Source organism: Cellulophaga sp. BC115SP (assembly GCF_009905545.1).
Taxonomy (GTDB): Bacteria; Bacteroidota; Bacteroidia; order Cytophagales; family Spirosomataceae; genus Flectobacillus; species Flectobacillus rivi.
Map to the genome: position 1 here is coordinate 20,947 of NZ_JAAALB010000041.1, position 16,578 is coordinate 37,524.

Sequence of the window (16,578 nt, forward strand, 5' to 3'; positions counted from 1 at the left end):
TTATGAAACCGAGGGATGTAATTTTCCGATTCTAACCGTTGTGAGCAACAACATCACAAAAGTTCCCATCGAAAAATAGCCTAAAGCTAAGTCTGGTTGAGTAGCAGGATGTAGCATATTTACGACACCATAACTTAAACCCGAAGTCAGAATAAAGGCGACTCCTCCAGTAAATCCACCCGAAACGCCCGCAATTTTAGAAAAACGACTCAGACAATACGTAAAGTAATTGTTAAAGGTAAAGCCAGCCGCTAAGTGTATAAAAAAGGCAAACACAAGCAGAGTCCAAAGGTTTTGCAGCCATTGAGAAGAAATATACATCGCCAAAATCAAGGTAGTTTGTAACAAACTTGCTAATTGTATCTTGGGTAAAAATGGTTTATTCATCAAAGCTCGTCCCAAAAAACCACCCAACATCCATGCTATTCCCATAATCAAGGAAGCATATCCAACAGTCACAGGCGTATATCCCAACTGGTGCTCAATGATAAAAGGTGCACTTAGGTTGAAAAGAAAAATCATTCCGTAACTAAGTCCCACAACCAACAGACCTAAAAAGAAATCAGGAGTTGCTATCATTTCTTTAAAATTACCTAGCAAATTACGACCATTGAATGCTGTCTTTTTACGAATAGTTTCTCCCGAAAACAAAAACTCTAACACACCTATCACACCGCTATATACTGCCAATAAATAAAAATTAGATTGCCAGCCAAAATGTTCTTGTAAATAGCCCCCAATAAAAGGGGCCACAATCGGACCAGCCGACCACACGATGGTCATTAGACTCAAATATTGTCTTCTTTCTTCGCCCTCATATACGTCTACAAAAAATGCTCGCTTGGCAACAATCGCAAAAGCTGAGAGAATTCCCTGCACAACACGCATTGCATAAATCATGTATATATCTGTGCTTATGGCAGTTACCCAAAAAGATATCATAAACAAAAACAACGATAGCGTCGACAACTTATAACGCCCGAAAGCATCGAGAATACTTCCTACAAAAAACTGTGCAATAGCATAGCTACCTAAATAAAGGGATAATGTCAGTTGAATACTGTTTTCTGCCTGACCAAAATATTTTGCCATATAGGGCATCGAAGGCAAGTATATATCCGTTGCCAAACCCGACATTGGTATTACCGCAAATGCTAACAAAGTAGCAATAACTCTATTTTTTTCCTGAACCGCTTTCATATTTCAAAGGAGTTAAATAGAGGCATCAGTTGTTAGGCAAGGAGTTTAAATATTCAAATAAAAACTAATGCCTATACCCTAATCCCTCTTTATTACTCCACAAAATTATAGGACAAAAAGAAGGCTACAAAAGAAGATTCAAACAAGAAATTATAAAATTCAAACAAGTTCTAATTTTCTTAACTCTTTTGGTTTGTTCCCTGTAGCTTTTCTATAAAAATTGTTGAAGTAAGCAGGATATTCAAATCCCAAACAATAAGCTATTTCGGCAATAGCCCAATCGGTATAAGTCAATAATTGGTTGGCTTCCAACACAATCCTGTGGGCAATATGCTCAGTTGTGGTTTTTCCTGTAATAGTTTTTACTGCACGATTCAAATGATTAACATGTAGGTTCAATGTATCGGCAAAGTCCTTAGCGGTGGTCAACTGCAATTGATTTTGCATAGAATCAATAGGAAATTGACTCTCTAATACATCAAAAAATTGCTGAGTAATGCGAGCATTAGCATTTACAGGAACTTCTTGTTGGGATTGATTAAAGGACTTTAAAGCATAATGAACAATCAAATGCAAATAATTTCGCATAATATCCTGTTTATAAGCATAGTTACCCAAACTTTCGCATTTCATTTTTTGAAATAAGTCTGATATTTCTCCAACACTTTTTTCATCAATAAAATATACTTTTTCAGTATTCATTTGAAACATTGGCAACTCTGTCAACAAATTGTCTCGTTGATGAATAAAGGCTTCATTAAAAATACAAAACCAACCTTGTTGTAAATCAGATATTGATTGCCAATAATAGGGCAGTGTTGGGTTACTAAACAAAAGTGCTGGCTTATCGATATATATCGTTTTGTCAGCATATTCAACACGACCCTCTCCTATTACAAGCGTTACTTTATAATAATCTCTACGAGAATATGGTAATAGATTTTTACAATCCCCTCTTTCAAAAACATTGATATGAGGCGTATTATGACTAATAGATTCCCTTGGTTGAATCTCTAGCCTCTGATAAAATTCTTGTAAATTCTCCGTTACTTTCATATCAATAAATTATAAAATTCAAACTATTCACTTTTGTGTCTATTTGTACAAAATGTATTTTTTCAAGAACAAGTTCCTCAATACAGACAGTTCTTTAGAATTTAATCTTTAATTTTATCAGGTTCGTTTCTCACAACAGAAATAGACTCTTTTACGGTATTCACTCATTTTCTATCTAAACATTTATGCAATCTCCCAACCGTCGTACCTTTTTGCGTCAATCCAGCAGTTTAGCATTAGCGAGCCTGCTTCCTTCTTCTATTTACCAAGGAATGCCTTTTGCTAAAACAGTTAAAGCCAAAGTTCATGTCAATTTTGAAAAACCAATCGGTAAAATAGAACCTGAAATTTATGGACAATTCATCGAATATCTCGGTCGAGCCATCACAGGTGGAGTTGTTGATGCTAAAACTAGTCAAGTAAGAAAAGATGTTTTAGAAAAAATCAAAAGACTACAAACACCTCTTTTGAGATTTCCAGGAGGAACTGTTACTAAAATTTACCATTGGCAAGACGGTATAGGCCCCAAAAATCTGCGTCCTATTCGACCAAACCTCATTTGGGGTGGCGAAGAAAGCAACCAATTTGGTACCAATGAGTTTATCGATTATTGTCGGACGCTCAAAACTGACCCATTTTTGGTGGTCAATATGAATACTGGTACACCAGAAGAAGCCTCCAACTGGGTCGAATACTGTAATGGTTCTGGAAATACTTCGTTTGCAAGTCTTCGTAAAAAACATGGTTATCCTCAGGCTCACAAGGTAAAATATTGGGGATTGGGAAATGAGGAAAGTGCTGTACCAGATACTGGACGTTTGCAAGACCCCAATAAATATGTAGAAATTGCTTGGCAATATGCCAAATTAATGAAACTGCAAGACCCTAACATTTCACTAGTTTTGGCAGGAGGAGATACCAAATGGAACGAAATTCTCCTTAAGGAACTCCATCCTATTGCTGATTATATCTCTTTGCATTATTACGCCAATTCAAAGAAAGGTCAACCTGCATCGCTCTTTGCTCATATTGCTACTTTTGAAAAAGAAATAGTCGCTACCAAAAAGCAGATTCATGATTTAGCACCAGAAAAAGTAGAGAATTTTAATCGTTGGTATCGTTTTCCTCCTCGTAAAAAGGCTTTAAAAATTGCCTTAGACGAATGGGGGATTTGGGAAAATGAAGGAAAAGGTGCTTACAATCTTGAAGTAACGTATCAATGGTTTCATGCCTTAGGGGTTGCAGGCTTTCTGAATATATTCCAACGTCAAGCAGATATTGTGGGAATGGCTACTTGGGCGCAAACCGTCAATGTGCTAGCACCTATTATGACGAATGAAAAAGAATCTATCTGTCAAACTGTTTTCTATCCACTCGAACTTTATCGTAAATATTGCAAAGGAACAAGTATTACAACTGAAGTCGAAAGTCCAGCATTGGAACAATCGGGCGCTGAAAACCTTGGGATATTGGACACCTCTGCGAGCTATGATGAAGATAATAAAACGCTAACGCTCGCTATTGTAAACCGTCATCCTGATTTGGCAGTGGAAACAGAAATTGATTTCCCTGTAGCCAAAAGTTTGAAAATATTCGAGAAACATGAGCTTACAGCTTCCTCATATACGGCAGCCAATACCCTTGAAAAACCTTCTCAGAATGTGGTAAATTATCAACATCAAAATATCAATGCAGCTATTTCAAGTATTACCCTAGCTCCTGCTTCTATCACACTCTTGAGATTTAAGTAAATAATGTAGTATTTGTTTTTACTCAGAAAGGCAATACGTTCGGTATTGCCTAATCTATAGATTTTCTTAGGGATTCAGTTTTAAAAACCCTAAATTTGCACTTTCTTAAGTAATTCGGCTGTTTTATGTAATTTTTCTGACTCAAAATTACCGAATTAGGCACAATCAACTATCAATTTGCTATCATCATGATTCATTTCTTCGGAAGTCACTCTGGTAATGTTTTTGCTGTCCAAGCTCAATCTGCTATCGCAGAAGAAGATATTCAAAAACTAGTGTGGCTTTTCAACAGTTCAAGAGACCATCGTTTCACTGTCATCAATCAAGAGGATGCTTCGTTAGAGGCGGTTTTTGTAGGTCCACGTGCCGCTATGATTACTCCATGGAGTACCAATGCTGTGGAAATTACCCAAAACATGGGTATTCAGGGAATTATCCGTATAGAGGAGTTTGCTCAGGTAGCCGAAGATTTTACGGACTTCGACCCAATGTTATCGCAAAAGTACACAAGCTTAAACCAAGCTATTTACACGATAAAAATTCAGCCTGAACCTATTCTCGAAATCGACGATATTGCAGCCTACAACAAACAAGAAGGACTTGCATTAAGTCAGGAAGAAATCGACTATCTGAATGGTCTTTCAGAAAAATTAGGCCGCAAATTGACAGATTCTGAAGTGTTTGGTTTCTCTCAGGTAAACTCTGAACACTGTCGTCACAAAATCTTCAATGGTACTTTTATCATCGACGGTGAAGAAAAACCAAGCTCTCTTTTCAAGCTCATCAAGAAAACTTCCGAAACGAATCCAAACGACATCGTTTCTGCTTATAAAGACAACGTTGCTTTTATCAAAGGTCCTCGCGTTACTCAATTTGCTCCAAAATCTGCTGACAAACCTGACTTTTACGACGAAAAAGAATTCGATTCTGTTATTTCGGTAAAAGCAGAAACTCACAACTTCCCAACGACAGTTGAGCCATTCAACGGTGCAGCAACAGGTTCGGGTGGCGAAATTCGTGACCGTTTGGCTGGTGGACAAGGTTCGTTGCCTTTGGCAGGTACTGCGGTTTATATGACTTCGTACTCTCGCTTAGAAGAAACTCGTGCTTGGGAAAAAGGCATGAACGAACGTGACTGGTTATATCAAATACCTATGGATATCTTAATCAAAGCGTCTAACGGTGCTTCTGATTTTGGTAACAAGTTTGGTCAACCTTTGATTACAGGTTCTGTTTTGACGTTTGAACACGAAGAAGAAGCTCGCAAATTAGGTTTCGATAAAGTAATCATGTTGGCTGGTGGTATTGGTTATGGCAAAGAAAGTCAAGCCAAAAAACAAAAGCCATCGGTTGGCGATAAAGTAGTGGTATTGGGTGGTGAAAACTACCGTATTGGTATGGGTGGTGCAGCGGTATCATCTGCTGACACGGGCGCATTTGGTTCAGGTATTGAATTAAATGCGATTCAACGTTCAAACCCAGAAATGCAAAAACGTGCTGCCAATGCGATTAGAGGTTTGGTAGAATCTGACGAAAACCCAATCGTTTCTATCCACGACCACGGTGCTGGTGGACACCTTAACTGTTTGTCAGAATTGGTAGAAGAAACAGGCGGTTTGATTGATTTAGACAAATTGCCAGTTGGTGACCCAACGCTTTCAGCAAAAGAAATCATCGGTAACGAATCACAAGAACGTATGGGCTTGGTGATTGGTGAAAAAGATATAGCAACTCTTCAACGTGTAGCAGAGCGTGAGCGCTCACCAATGTATACGGTAGGTGATATTACAGGCAACAACCGTTTTACTTTCCAATCAAAATCTACAGGTGCAAAACCAATGGATTTTGCGATTTCGGAAATGTTTGGAAGCTCGCCTAAAATTGTGATGGAAGACAAAACCATTGAGCGCAATTACGCAGGTTTGTCTTACGCTGAAACAGAAATCCCAACCTATTTGAATCAAGTATTACAGTTAGAAGCTGTAGCTTGTAAAGATTGGTTGACCAATAAAGTTGACCGTTGTGTGGGCGGACGTGTTGCGAAACAACAATGCGCTGGTCCATTACAATTGCCTTTGAACAACGTAGGCGTAATGGCCTTGGATTTCAAAGGAAAAGATGGTATCGCCACTTCGGTGGGACACTCGCCAGTAGCAGCTATTGTTGACCCAGCAGCGGGTTCTCGTACTGCCATTGCAGAAGCATTGTCAAACATCGTTTTTGCACCATTGAAGGACGGTTTAAAATCGGTTTCATTGTCAGCCAACTGGATGTGGGCTTGTAAAAATGCAGGTGAAGATGCACGTTTATATGAAGCCGTAAAAGCTTGTTCAGACTTTGCGATTGAATTAGGAATCAATATTCCGACAGGAAAAGATTCACTTTCGATGAAGCAAAAATATCCAAACGATGAAGTAATCGCCCCAGGTACAGTCATTATCTCAGCGGGTGCTCATTGTTCTGACATCAACAAAGTAGTTGAGCCAGTTTTACAACGTAATGGAGGTGCTATTTACTATTTGAATTTATCGAAAGATAACTTCAAATTGGGCGGTAGTTCTTTTGCCCAAATCTTGAACAAAGTAGGAACCGAAGTTCCAACGATTCAAGATGCAGCGTATTTCAAAACGGCATTTGATACTTTCCAAGACTTAATCAAAGCAGGCAAAATCGAAGCAGGTCACGACATCGGTAGCGGTGGTTTGATTACGACTTTATTAGAAATGTGTTTCGCAGATGTAAACCTTGGAGCAAATATCGACCTTTCAGGTTTAGGTGAAAACGATACCGTAAAAGCTTTGTTCAACGAAAATATTGCCTTGGTATTCCAAGCAGACGCTTCAGTTGAGTCAGCTTTTGCAGCAAACAATATTTCGATCATTAAAATTGGTGAAGTAGTAGAAGGAAATACAGTTTCTGTAAAAAATAATGATACGTCATTTGATTTCTCAGTTGCTGACCTAAGAGATGTATGGTACAAAACTTCATTCCTTTTAGATTCAAAACAATCTAAAAACGGAACGGCTTTAGACCGCTATACCAACTACAAAAACCAACCGTTGGCATACACATTCCCTTCACAGTTCACAGGAAAATTAACTGACCATCGTGCGATTTCAACTCGTCCAAAAGCAGCAATTATTCGTGAAAAAGGCTCAAACTCAGAGCGTGAAATGGCGAATGCGATGTATTTGGCAGGTTTCGATGTAAAAGACGTTCACATGACCGACCTTATCGCTGGTCGTGAGACATTGGAAGATATTCAGTTTATTGGTGCAGTGGGTGGTTTCTCAAACTCAGATGTTTTAGGTTCGGCAAAAGGTTGGGCTGGAGCATTCTTGTATAATGAAAAAGCTAATGCTGCCATCAAGAAATTCTTCGAACGTGAAGATACCCTTTCGGTAGGTATTTGTAACGGATGTCAGTTGTTTATGGAATTGGAATTAATCAATCCAGACCATGATACGCATGGTAAAATGCACCATAACAAATCACATAAGCACGAAAGTATCTTTACCTCAGTTACTATCCAGAAAAACAACTCAGTAATGCTTTCTACCTTAGAAGGAACTACTTTGGGTGTTTGGGTATCACACGGAGAAGGTAAGTTTGTATTACCTTATGGCGAAGAACGTTATCACATTGTTGGTAAATATGGTTATGCTGAGTATCCTGCTAATCCAAATGACTCGGATTACAATACAGCAATGATGTGCGACTCAACAGGTCGTCACTTGGTAACCATGCCACACATCGAGCGTTCAACTTTCCCTTGGAACTGGGCAAACTACCCAGCCAACCGCAAAAACGACGAAGTAAGTCCTTGGTTAGAAGCTTTTGTAAACGCAAGACTTTGGATTGAGGAAAAGAATAAGTAGAGATACTAAATTGAAAAAGGAAGCTTTCGGGCTTCCTTTTTTTATATCCTCTTGGACCACTAGCACAAGTCTAAGACTTGTGCTTTTTCTTACTAAAGTTTCAAAACTTCACCTTTGAGCCACGATCTAGGATAAAATTAATTCTTTGACTAATGAAATTAGAATCCTTGGAAATGGCTAGTGCTGCTTACTTAGATGCTAACACTAGCGGGAATACTTATTTACTCGTGTTGGTTTCTGCTAAGTAGCTACTGGCATTTAATTTCTACATCAGCAGTAATGACTACAAAAAAAGCTTTGATTTAACTACGACCAGATGAAATTCATATTTGTACCTATTGTTTAATGTGTATGACAATGGATTTTATCAAGTATGATCATTTTATCTTGCAGACTTTTCAAGAACAATTCAGGGTCTGTTGAAAACTTAATAAAATCGGAGGAAATCTCTAAATCAAAGTAAAAACTTGGGCGAGGTAAGGTCTCTTTTAAGTGTTTGACAAGCGTTATTTTGCCTACCTGTCGAGTACTAAGAATAGCAGTTACGGGAAAATGATTAATTCTAAACAATAGCTCTTATGTAATTTTCCTCTGAATCATAGCTTCATTTTTATTCTAAGTAAAATCATTTTTAGCTTCCGTTTATGGTTACATGGCTGTTAAGGGATAACTCATATCATGAACCAAGAGCGAAAACTTCATTCAGTTTTTATAGCACTCATAGACTGTATTTGATGCTACCTCGAGGTAGCAACTACGAGGTTTGAGTTAAAAACTGGACATATTGGTAGGTGCGAATAACACTAGCTCCTGCTAGTGGGTTCTTGGGATTTCCCATTGAAATTATTATATGAAAATTTTAAACAATAAGAAGAAGCTAAAATATATCTTATCAAGTTGTGCCACGATACCGCTAGTAAATTTCAAGCAGCCACAAAAAATCTTAGCTAGAACAAAAGAAAAAATTCTACCGAAAAATAAATTTCCTCCCAAAATATAGGCTAATTAGCTTAATTTTAGGGTCAGTATTTTAATATTTATCCTATTAGACTGTTAAGGTTTTGTCAAAAATAGTATTTATAAGTAAATTATTACAAACAAGCTTGCTACGAATATGTATATCTATACTCTCTCAAGTAGTTGAATCATAACATACTCTTAGCATCTAACGCTCTGAAAACTTACAAACATTTTTATTTAATTTAACAACTCCTAAGTAATCGTGCAGAATAAGATTTAAGTTATGTGTTTAGGCACAAGGCACAGAGTATTAAAATGTTTTTATTATATACAGCTATGCTTTTTTCCAAAACTCACCACCGAAAACCGTTACCTGAAAAGCATAATCTTAAATTTAATTTTGCCCACTAACTTACGTACCTATAAGTGTTCTAGGTACCACCGTTATCGTCAAATAGCTCAAGAGTGGTATTATTTGGGAGTCGATAAATGAGAGAATAAACAGAAGATAAGGTATTTTAAAAATATGATCCGAGAAAATGAAAATTTCGCATTGGCACATTATCAAAAGAAGTAGTGTTATTGAAGACTTTCAAATATAAAGAAGCACAAGAGTTTTTCTCCACTGCTATCAGTGTGGTTTGACGATTGGAAATTCTACCTATTCAAATTTAAAAAGGCTCATCAAAAACCTTTTTATCCAATAAAACATACCACACATAATGCGTAACTATTTTTCCATACCTGTTTGTTGTTACTCTGTTCGCAGCATACATAACGTAATACTATTTGAGCGCAACGATGTAGAACGCAATTCTTGAATTTTTTGCGACCGCCGCAGCGGTTACTTTTTGTTTTAAAACGGGAACATCTAGTTAAAAGTACGGCTAAAAATTAATCAAAGAATAGCATTTTATTGAAAGTTTAAACAGCTCCTTTGTACTTATAATGTGTCTCGATTCATTTGCTCGTAAAATAATACAGAACCCTTCAACTATTTCAATTACTTTGAAATAATCTATTATTCAACGAAGGCAAGTACGAACACTTGACCTTTACTCAGGAATTAAGAAAGGTGAATCTTGGTTTTTTGACTACATATACAAGTTAGTTTATACTAGTCATCAGTATGAATTGAAAGGAGATAAAACCTAGCCTTTGATTTATATCAGGACGCTATTTTAGATTTATTTCTCCGAATAAAAGAGAATCGTCTAGAAAAAAGAACATTAGAAAAGGGCGGAATGATTATCTCATAGATAAAGCAACATTTAGAATGGAAACGGGATGATCACTGGAAAAAGTGCTACTAAATACAATGATAGACTTGATATGGTAATTCATGAACAATATACAGCAAGAGCTGCTGAGGCAGAAATGATTTTATATTACAAAGATTTGCTCATGAACATAAATAAACTATCGACAACTTGTGATGATTTGTTAAAGATAAAACTTATTGAAGACCTTGCTTGGCAAACAATTTATCTACGTTATCCCAATGAAAATAAGGGTTCATTACGAGTCAAATTCAGTAATAGTATAAAGAATCTTCGGAAGATACTCTCTTGATAGAAGAACTAAGGTTTAATAAAAGCCTATAAATCATTGACTAGCATTTTGATTTAAACATTTTTCACAACCATGATAAAACAAATATCCAAATGGCTACTCTTTGCATTTTGCATATTCGTAGCAAACTCGAACTCCTTAATGGCTCAACTTAGAGTAGAAGCCAATAGCGCTATAGTAGAAAATGGAAAAATAAAAATTTCATTTTTTGTTCCATTTAGTACAAACAACTGCTATGATATTCAAGCATTGGAAGTAATTGCTATTGAAACCAACACAAAAACAATACCTCATACTCTAATAGGTAAAATAACTCAGTTAAGTACCGGAACAAATAATATTATATGGGACTATAAAGTAGATGATTTTTTTGTGGATGGGGATTTCAAGATTATTGTCTCATTAAAATTATGCCCATTAATAGAAGTACTTACTCCCCCTAAGAAAGAAGTGGTAGTAAACCCTCCTAAAAAAGAGGAAGTAATTGCTACGCCTACAAGAGCAGAAGAGTTATCCTTTAAACCACATCCCATAGGCTTGAAAATAGCTGTTGGAGTAATTGGGGTTGCTACAGCAGTTATGGCAAACTCAATTAAGAGTAACTTCAATTCAAAATTGGCTATTCTCAAATCACTAGATACTAGTGTGAACAACGAGTTTTTGTCAAAGAGTGATTTAGATAAATGGACTGCCGCTGCTGTAGATGCACAAGCCGCTCGTCAAACAGGATTATTAAATGTACTAGTAATTGGTTCTGCCCTCTCATTTGGGTATGAAGTTTTCTTATTAGCAACAAAGGTAAAAGTAAAGGAGAAAGGCTTAGGCTTTCAGCCTGCATCCCACCAAACAGGTATATCATTAACCTATAAATTTTAGTTATCTATATATGAGACAGTCTGTACTACTTTTAATTACCATCTTTTGTTTCTTGTACGCATCTTCGTTCGCTCAATTGAGCTTAAATACCATTAATTTGAAAGAAGTTCGCTGGACAGAACCTTCTCAAGTATCTTCTAGTGGGGTATATCAAACTAATCAGACAATACTAACTTTCCATTGTAAAGCAGAGTCTGATGCTAATTTAGACAAGAGTGATTTTACGCTATTTGTAGATGGCGAGAGTTTTGTCCTGTCTAATGCCAACTGTAAAAACAATGAGCTAACTTTTTCGGCTCAACTTTCTTTAGAAAAAGACCATGAAGTCTACGTTTCTGTTAGAAAAGGAAGAAGAGTGGTACAAACACCATTATTAAAAATCGTACGCTACAAAGCTGTTAAACGTTTTGCCTTCTTACTTGGAAATTCTGATTATATTAACACACTCTCGTTAAATAATAGACCTTTAGAGGACATCAATGCCATTGCAGCAAGTTTAAAAAAGCTTGACTTCACCATTCATTCTGTAAGTAATTTATCGAGAATTGGCTTACTAGATTCCTTAGACAATTTTGTAGCAGAAGCACACCATGCTGATATGATTTTTTTCTATTATGCCGGACATGGCATTCAAAATAGTGGAAAAAACTATCTAGTTCCCGTAGATGCAAAATTCAGAACAAGAACAGACATTGCACCTCGTGCTGTAGAAATTCAATACATTATCAATAAGCTTGAAGAAAGTAATCCAAAATGCAAAATAATTGTGTTAGATGCCTGTAGAAACGAAGCATTTCCTGTGTTATCCGCAGATTCAAGAGGAGATGATCTTCGTGGCTTTAGCCCTATTATGGGAGTAAGTGTTGCTAAGGGAGTAGGTACCTACATTGTTAATGCAACTCAAGCAAATCAAACAGCTGCCAATGATGGTATTTTCGCTAAAGAATTGGCCTCGGCACTAGGCAGAGGAAAGACAATATCTGAAGTATTCAGAAGGGTACGAACCAAAATTGTTGAATTGTCAGGCTCGCATCAAGAGCCAGAAATCAATGATAAACTAACAGAGGAAATAACTTTTTAAGATACAAATCAAATGATAAAGTGATCTATTCATGCTTTGCTACTGATGAAGAATTACGAATAAGTCTTAGCCCATTTGCAAGACCTAATATTCGCATTGCATAATTATGATAAATATGTTCCAAAATCCATACTTCGAAAGCAGTATTTGATCTTCAAACAAAAATTAATTTAAAATGAAATTACAACTATTATCTCTATACATAAGTTTCTTATTGTTTACTACAAATTGTAGTTTAGAAGCAATAGAAACAACTAAAACACTTAAAACTTGTAGTAGAGCAACAAGTGCATCCGCATCAAGCTCCACACCTCTTAATGTTAATATGAGTTTAGTTGGTACGGTGAGTGATATCACGAGTGTAGTCTGGCAAATTAGTAAAAATGGCACTGAGTATTATAAAAGTACTACGAATATAAGCCCTTTTTCACTGACGAGTTCGACACTTACAACTGATGGCACATTCACTATTATTGCTCAAGTTACCGATAGATGTGGCTCTAATTACTCATTAACAACAAGTTATAACTACACTACTCCTAATTCTTTAGTGGTAGCAATGGTGCAAGTAGAAGGGGGAACTTTTCAAATGGGAAGTACTACGGGGCAATCTGATGAACAACCTATCCATAATGTAACCTTGAATACCTTTAACATTGGTCAATATGAAGTATCTGTATCTGATTTTAAAAAATTTATAGATGCTACTGGTTACCAAACAGATGCAGAGAAAAATGGAGGAAGTTATGTATATGATGGCAACCTTTGGCCATATAAAAATGGAATAAATTGGCGTTGTGACGTAGCAGGTAACATAAGACCTACCGCCGATTACACACATCCAGTTATTCACGTAAGCTGGAACGATGCTGTAGCTTATTGTAATTGGCTCAGTAATCAAACTGGTAAAGCATACAGATTACCTACAGAAGCAGAGTGGGAATTTGCCGCACGAGGGGGAAAATTAAGTAAAGGATATACTTATTCAGGTAGTAACACCATAGGTAACATTGCCTGGTACGGTTCAAACAGCGGCAATATAACGCATCCTCTAGCACAAAAATTAACTAATGAAATTGGCATCTACGATATGACAGGAAATGTATGGGAATGGTGCCAGGATTTGTACGGAACCTACACCGCCACAAATCAAACAAATCCAACAGGAGCTAGTGCTGGTGTTAATCGAGTATTACGAGGTGGTAGTTGGTTTGACAATACTCAGGATAGTAGAATAACCTATAGACTTAACAGAGATCCAACTAATAGGGTTAGCAACTGTGGTTTTAGAGTAGCATCGTCTCTATAGTTAGGAGAAATAGAACTTAAAAATATTTCATCGCTATTAGACTTTATCACGGTTTATTTGTTATGATCAAAAAATCATCATCGATTTCTAGAGATATACAAATACCTCAAATTTTGATAATTTAATGTGAATCAAGTAATCGTGCAGAATAATATTTAAGTTATTATTTTTACGGTTATGGGTCGTAAAAAGAAACAAATAGTTCTTGAAGAAAGCGAACATAGTAGCTTGCTTCATAATTCAAAATATCATCCAAAAGCAGAGGTTCGAGAAAAATGTCAAGCCATCTTGTTGAACCATTCAGGTCTTAGTCAAAAAGATGTTGCTCGTCATTTGCGAGTATCAGAAGTCTCTATTTGTCACTGGATGAAAACATGGAAAGAATCCGGGCTTGCTGGTCTATGCCGAAAATCAGGGCAAGGACGTAAACCCATTTTAAGTATTCAAAATACAGAACATAATCAACTTATTGAAAAAGTACTCCAACAACAAAATCAGAGTATAAAATCTATTCAAGCTGAATTAGCCAAAGAACTCTCTGTTGATATGAGTACAGATACGGTGAAACGCTACTAAAGGGGACGCCCAGTCAAAAATTGTTATACATGGAGAAGAATCCGTCGCTGCACTCGCCAAGGTCAAAAGGAAAAGGTCTACCAAGACAAGTACGAAAGGTGGAAAACTCTCGTAACTCTTTATGTATTAGGATATATAGATCTCATATTCGCTGACGAGAGTGGCTTTACAATGCAACCTTATTTACCTTATGCTTGGCAAAAAAAGGGACAAACCATACGTATCTTCGCTCGTAATAACTCAAAAAGGTTAAACGTTTTTGGCCTTATGTCACTAGCAGGTCATTTGACCACCTATCATACAGAGAAGCCAATTACAGCTGAATTTATCAAGTGCTCACTTGAAGATTTTATCGCCAAAAGGAGTGACAAACCAACCGTAATTGTACTTGATAATGGCCCAGTACATCATGCCAAAATTGTCAAAGAATGTTCCCCTAGCTGGGAAGAAAAAAATACCTATTTATTCTATTTACCTACTTATAGTCCACATCTAAATCCCATTGAAATTTTATGGAGATTTATCAAATATAAGTGGTTAAATAGAGAGCATTATAAATCTTGGACCAGCTTTAAAAAGCGTATTCTTTCGATATTTTCAGATTATGGAAACAAAGTATCTTATTAACTTTAATTCCCTTGTGAAAAATAACATAATTAGTGTAACTTAATTCTGCACGATTACTTAAGTATTCGTGCAAAATAAGATTTAAGTTATTCTTTTTACGGTTATGGGTCGTAAAAAGAAACAAATAGTTCTTGAAGAAAGCGAACATAGTAGCTTGCTTCATAATTCAAAATATCATCTAAAAGCAGAGGTTCGAGAAAAATGTCAAGCCATCTTGTTGAACCATTCAGGTCTTAGTCAAAAAGATGTTACTCGTCATTTGCGAGTATCAGAAGTCTCTATATGAAAACATGGAAAGAATCTGGGCTTGCTGGTCTATGCCGAAAATCAGGACAAGGATGTAAACCCATTTTAAGCATTCAAAATACAGAACATAATCAACTTATTGAGAAAGTACTCCAACAACAAAATCAGAGTATAAAATCTATTCAAGCTGAATTAGCCAAAGTACTCTCTGTTGATATGAGTACAGATACGGTGAAACGCTACTAAAGGGGACGCCCAGTCAAAAATTGTTACACATGGCGAAGAATCCGTCGCTGCACTCGCCAAGGTCAAAAGGAAAAGATCTACCAAGACAAGTACGAAAGATGGAAAACTCTCGTAACTCTTTATGTATTAGGACATATAGACCTCATATTCGCTGATGAGAGTGGCTTTACAATGCAACCTTATTTACCTTATGCTTGGCAAAAGAAAGGACAAGCTATACGTATCTTCGCTCGTAATAACTCTAAAAGGTTAAACGTTTTTGGCCTTATGTCACTAGCAGGTCATTTGACTACCTATCATACAGAAAAGCCTATTACAGCTGAATTTATCAAGTGCTTACTTGAAGATTTTATCGCAAAAAAGACAGACAAACCAACCGTGATTGTACTTGATAATGGCCCTGTACATCATGCCAAAATTGTCCAAGAATGTTCCCCTAGCTGGGAAGAAAAAAATACCTATTTATTCTATTTACCTACTTGTAGTCCATATCTAAATCCCATTGAAATTTTATGGAGATTTATCAAATATAAGTGGTTAAATAGAGAGCATTATAAATCTTGGACCAGCTTTAAAAAGCGTATTCTTTCGATATTTTCTGATTATGGAAACAAGTATCTTATTAACTTTAATTCCCTTGTGAAAAATAACATAATTAGTTTAACTTAATTCTGCACGATTACTTAATTTAGGCAACACATTTATAATCAATTAAAGGATTCATAATAAAAGATTTTTATTTAATAAAATGGTAAGCTACAATTACACCAGCAATATTGGCAAAAGCATTTTTAGGTTTACGATGGCTAGTATACTCTAAATCGTAAACAGAGGTTAAAATATTATTGGTTATTATAGTTTGCTGGGCATTGTTGTTTCATATTCTTTTCTGGTTTCAAAACAAGATATAACCCATTAGTATAAAACAATTCTAAAAGTGAGGTATGGTCGCCTTTATCACCCACGCAAATACCTTGTAGATTTGCTATTAGTTTTTTGAGTAAATCAGCGTTGTTATCTGATACATTCCCTGCTGAGATTAACCAATTAACAATTTGACCATAAGAATTGATTACTAAATGTAATTTAAAGCCATAAGACCATCGGGGATGCCTAATCCTGTTGAAGTTTTGTCTTTACAAGCAGAATCATCAAAAACTTTAGACGAATGGTCTCTTTTTAGATGGCAAACGGGCTGTT

The 16,578-nt window shown here is 36.3% G+C and carries 12 protein-coding genes; 9 read left to right on the forward strand and 3 right to left on the reverse strand.

The window, feature by feature from the left end:
* Entirely contained in the window at window positions 1-1,200 is a 1,200-nt protein-coding gene (locus GVN22_RS21635; protein WP_166553096.1) for an MFS transporter, read from the reverse strand.
* A gap of 159 nt (window positions 1,201-1,359) precedes the next feature.
* Window positions 1,360-2,256, reverse strand: coding sequence for an AraC family transcriptional regulator (locus GVN22_RS21640; RefSeq protein ID WP_166553097.1), 897 nt, complete (start codon window positions 2,254-2,256; stop codon window positions 1,360-1,362).
* A gap of 185 nt (window positions 2,257-2,441) precedes the next feature.
* Here GVN22_RS21640 and GVN22_RS21645 point away from each other — a divergent pair, with 185 nt between their 5' ends.
* The 9 genes from GVN22_RS21645 (at window position 2,442) to GVN22_RS21685 (ending at window position 16,047) form a co-directional block, all read left to right on the forward strand.
* Entirely contained in the window at window positions 2,442-4,007 is a 1,566-nt protein-coding gene (locus tag GVN22_RS21645; protein WP_166553098.1) for an alpha-L-arabinofuranosidase C-terminal domain-containing protein, read from the forward strand.
* Between the two features lie 188 nt (window positions 4,008-4,195).
* Window positions 4,196-7,885, forward strand: coding sequence for a phosphoribosylformylglycinamidine synthase (gene purL, locus GVN22_RS21650; RefSeq protein ID WP_166553099.1), 3,690 nt, complete (start codon window positions 4,196-4,198; stop codon window positions 7,883-7,885).
* A 2,673-nt stretch (window positions 7,886-10,558) separates the two neighbouring features.
* Complete coding sequence (locus GVN22_RS21655) at window positions 10,559-11,293, forward strand: hypothetical protein (RefSeq protein WP_166553100.1); 735 nt, start codon at window positions 10,559-10,561, stop codon at window positions 11,291-11,293.
* Window positions 11,294-11,303: 10 nt separating this feature from the next.
* Entirely contained in the window at window positions 11,304-12,374 is a 1,071-nt protein-coding gene (locus tag GVN22_RS21660; protein WP_166553101.1) for a caspase family protein, read from the forward strand.
* Window positions 12,375-12,549: 175 nt separating this feature from the next.
* A complete protein-coding gene (locus tag GVN22_RS21665) occupies window positions 12,550-13,683 on the forward strand; it encodes a formylglycine-generating enzyme family protein (RefSeq protein ID WP_205690996.1) in 1,134 nt (377 codons plus the stop codon).
* 177 nt (window positions 13,684-13,860) lie between these two features.
* The gene (locus GVN22_RS21670) at window positions 13,861-14,259 is read left to right on the forward strand and encodes a helix-turn-helix domain-containing protein (RefSeq protein WP_166553102.1); all 399 of its coding nucleotides are present in this window, start codon (window positions 13,861-13,863) and stop codon (window positions 14,257-14,259) included.
* A 39-nt stretch (window positions 14,260-14,298) separates the two neighbouring features.
* The gene (locus GVN22_RS21675; protein ID WP_166553124.1) at window positions 14,299-14,886 is read left to right on the forward strand and encodes an IS630 family transposase; all 588 of its coding nucleotides are present in this window, start codon (window positions 14,299-14,301) and stop codon (window positions 14,884-14,886) included.
* Between the two features lie 282 nt (window positions 14,887-15,168).
* The gene (locus tag GVN22_RS21680; protein ID WP_166553103.1) at window positions 15,169-15,378 is read left to right on the forward strand and encodes a helix-turn-helix domain-containing protein; all 210 of its coding nucleotides are present in this window, start codon (window positions 15,169-15,171) and stop codon (window positions 15,376-15,378) included.
* A 75-nt stretch (window positions 15,379-15,453) separates the two neighbouring features.
* Window positions 15,454-16,047, forward strand: coding sequence for an IS630 family transposase (locus tag GVN22_RS21685; protein WP_370520459.1), 594 nt, complete (start codon window positions 15,454-15,456; stop codon window positions 16,045-16,047).
* A gap of 173 nt (window positions 16,048-16,220) precedes the next feature.
* Here the strand turns inward: GVN22_RS21685 and GVN22_RS28470 are convergent, their stop codons facing one another.
* On the reverse strand, window positions 16,221-16,496 hold the full coding sequence (locus tag GVN22_RS28470; RefSeq protein WP_166553126.1) for a transposase: 276 nt from the start codon (window positions 16,494-16,496) through the stop codon (window positions 16,221-16,223).
* Window positions 16,497-16,578 lie beyond the last annotated feature (82 nt).

Coding starts and splice junctions, on each gene's coding strand:
- GVN22_RS21635 (WP_166553096.1), bottom strand. CDS start 1,200: ATGAAAGCGGTTCAGGAAAAAAATAGAGTTATTGCTACTTTGTTAGCA.
- GVN22_RS21640 (WP_166553097.1), bottom strand. CDS start 2,256: ATGAAAGTAACGGAGAATTTACAAGAATTTTATCAGAGGCTAGAGATT.
- GVN22_RS21645 (WP_166553098.1), top strand. CDS start 2,442: ATGCAATCTCCCAACCGTCGTACCTTTTTGCGTCAATCCAGCAGTTTA.
- purL (WP_166553099.1), top strand. CDS start 4,196: ATGATTCATTTCTTCGGAAGTCACTCTGGTAATGTTTTTGCTGTCCAA.
- GVN22_RS21655 (WP_166553100.1), top strand. CDS start 10,559: ATGGCTCAACTTAGAGTAGAAGCCAATAGCGCTATAGTAGAAAATGGA.
- GVN22_RS21660 (WP_166553101.1), top strand. CDS start 11,304: ATGAGACAGTCTGTACTACTTTTAATTACCATCTTTTGTTTCTTGTAC.
- GVN22_RS21665 (WP_205690996.1), top strand. CDS start 12,550: ATGAAATTACAACTATTATCTCTATACATAAGTTTCTTATTGTTTACT.
- GVN22_RS21670 (WP_166553102.1), top strand. CDS start 13,861: ATGGGTCGTAAAAAGAAACAAATAGTTCTTGAAGAAAGCGAACATAGT.
- GVN22_RS21680 (WP_166553103.1), top strand. CDS start 15,169: ATGAAAACATGGAAAGAATCTGGGCTTGCTGGTCTATGCCGAAAATCA.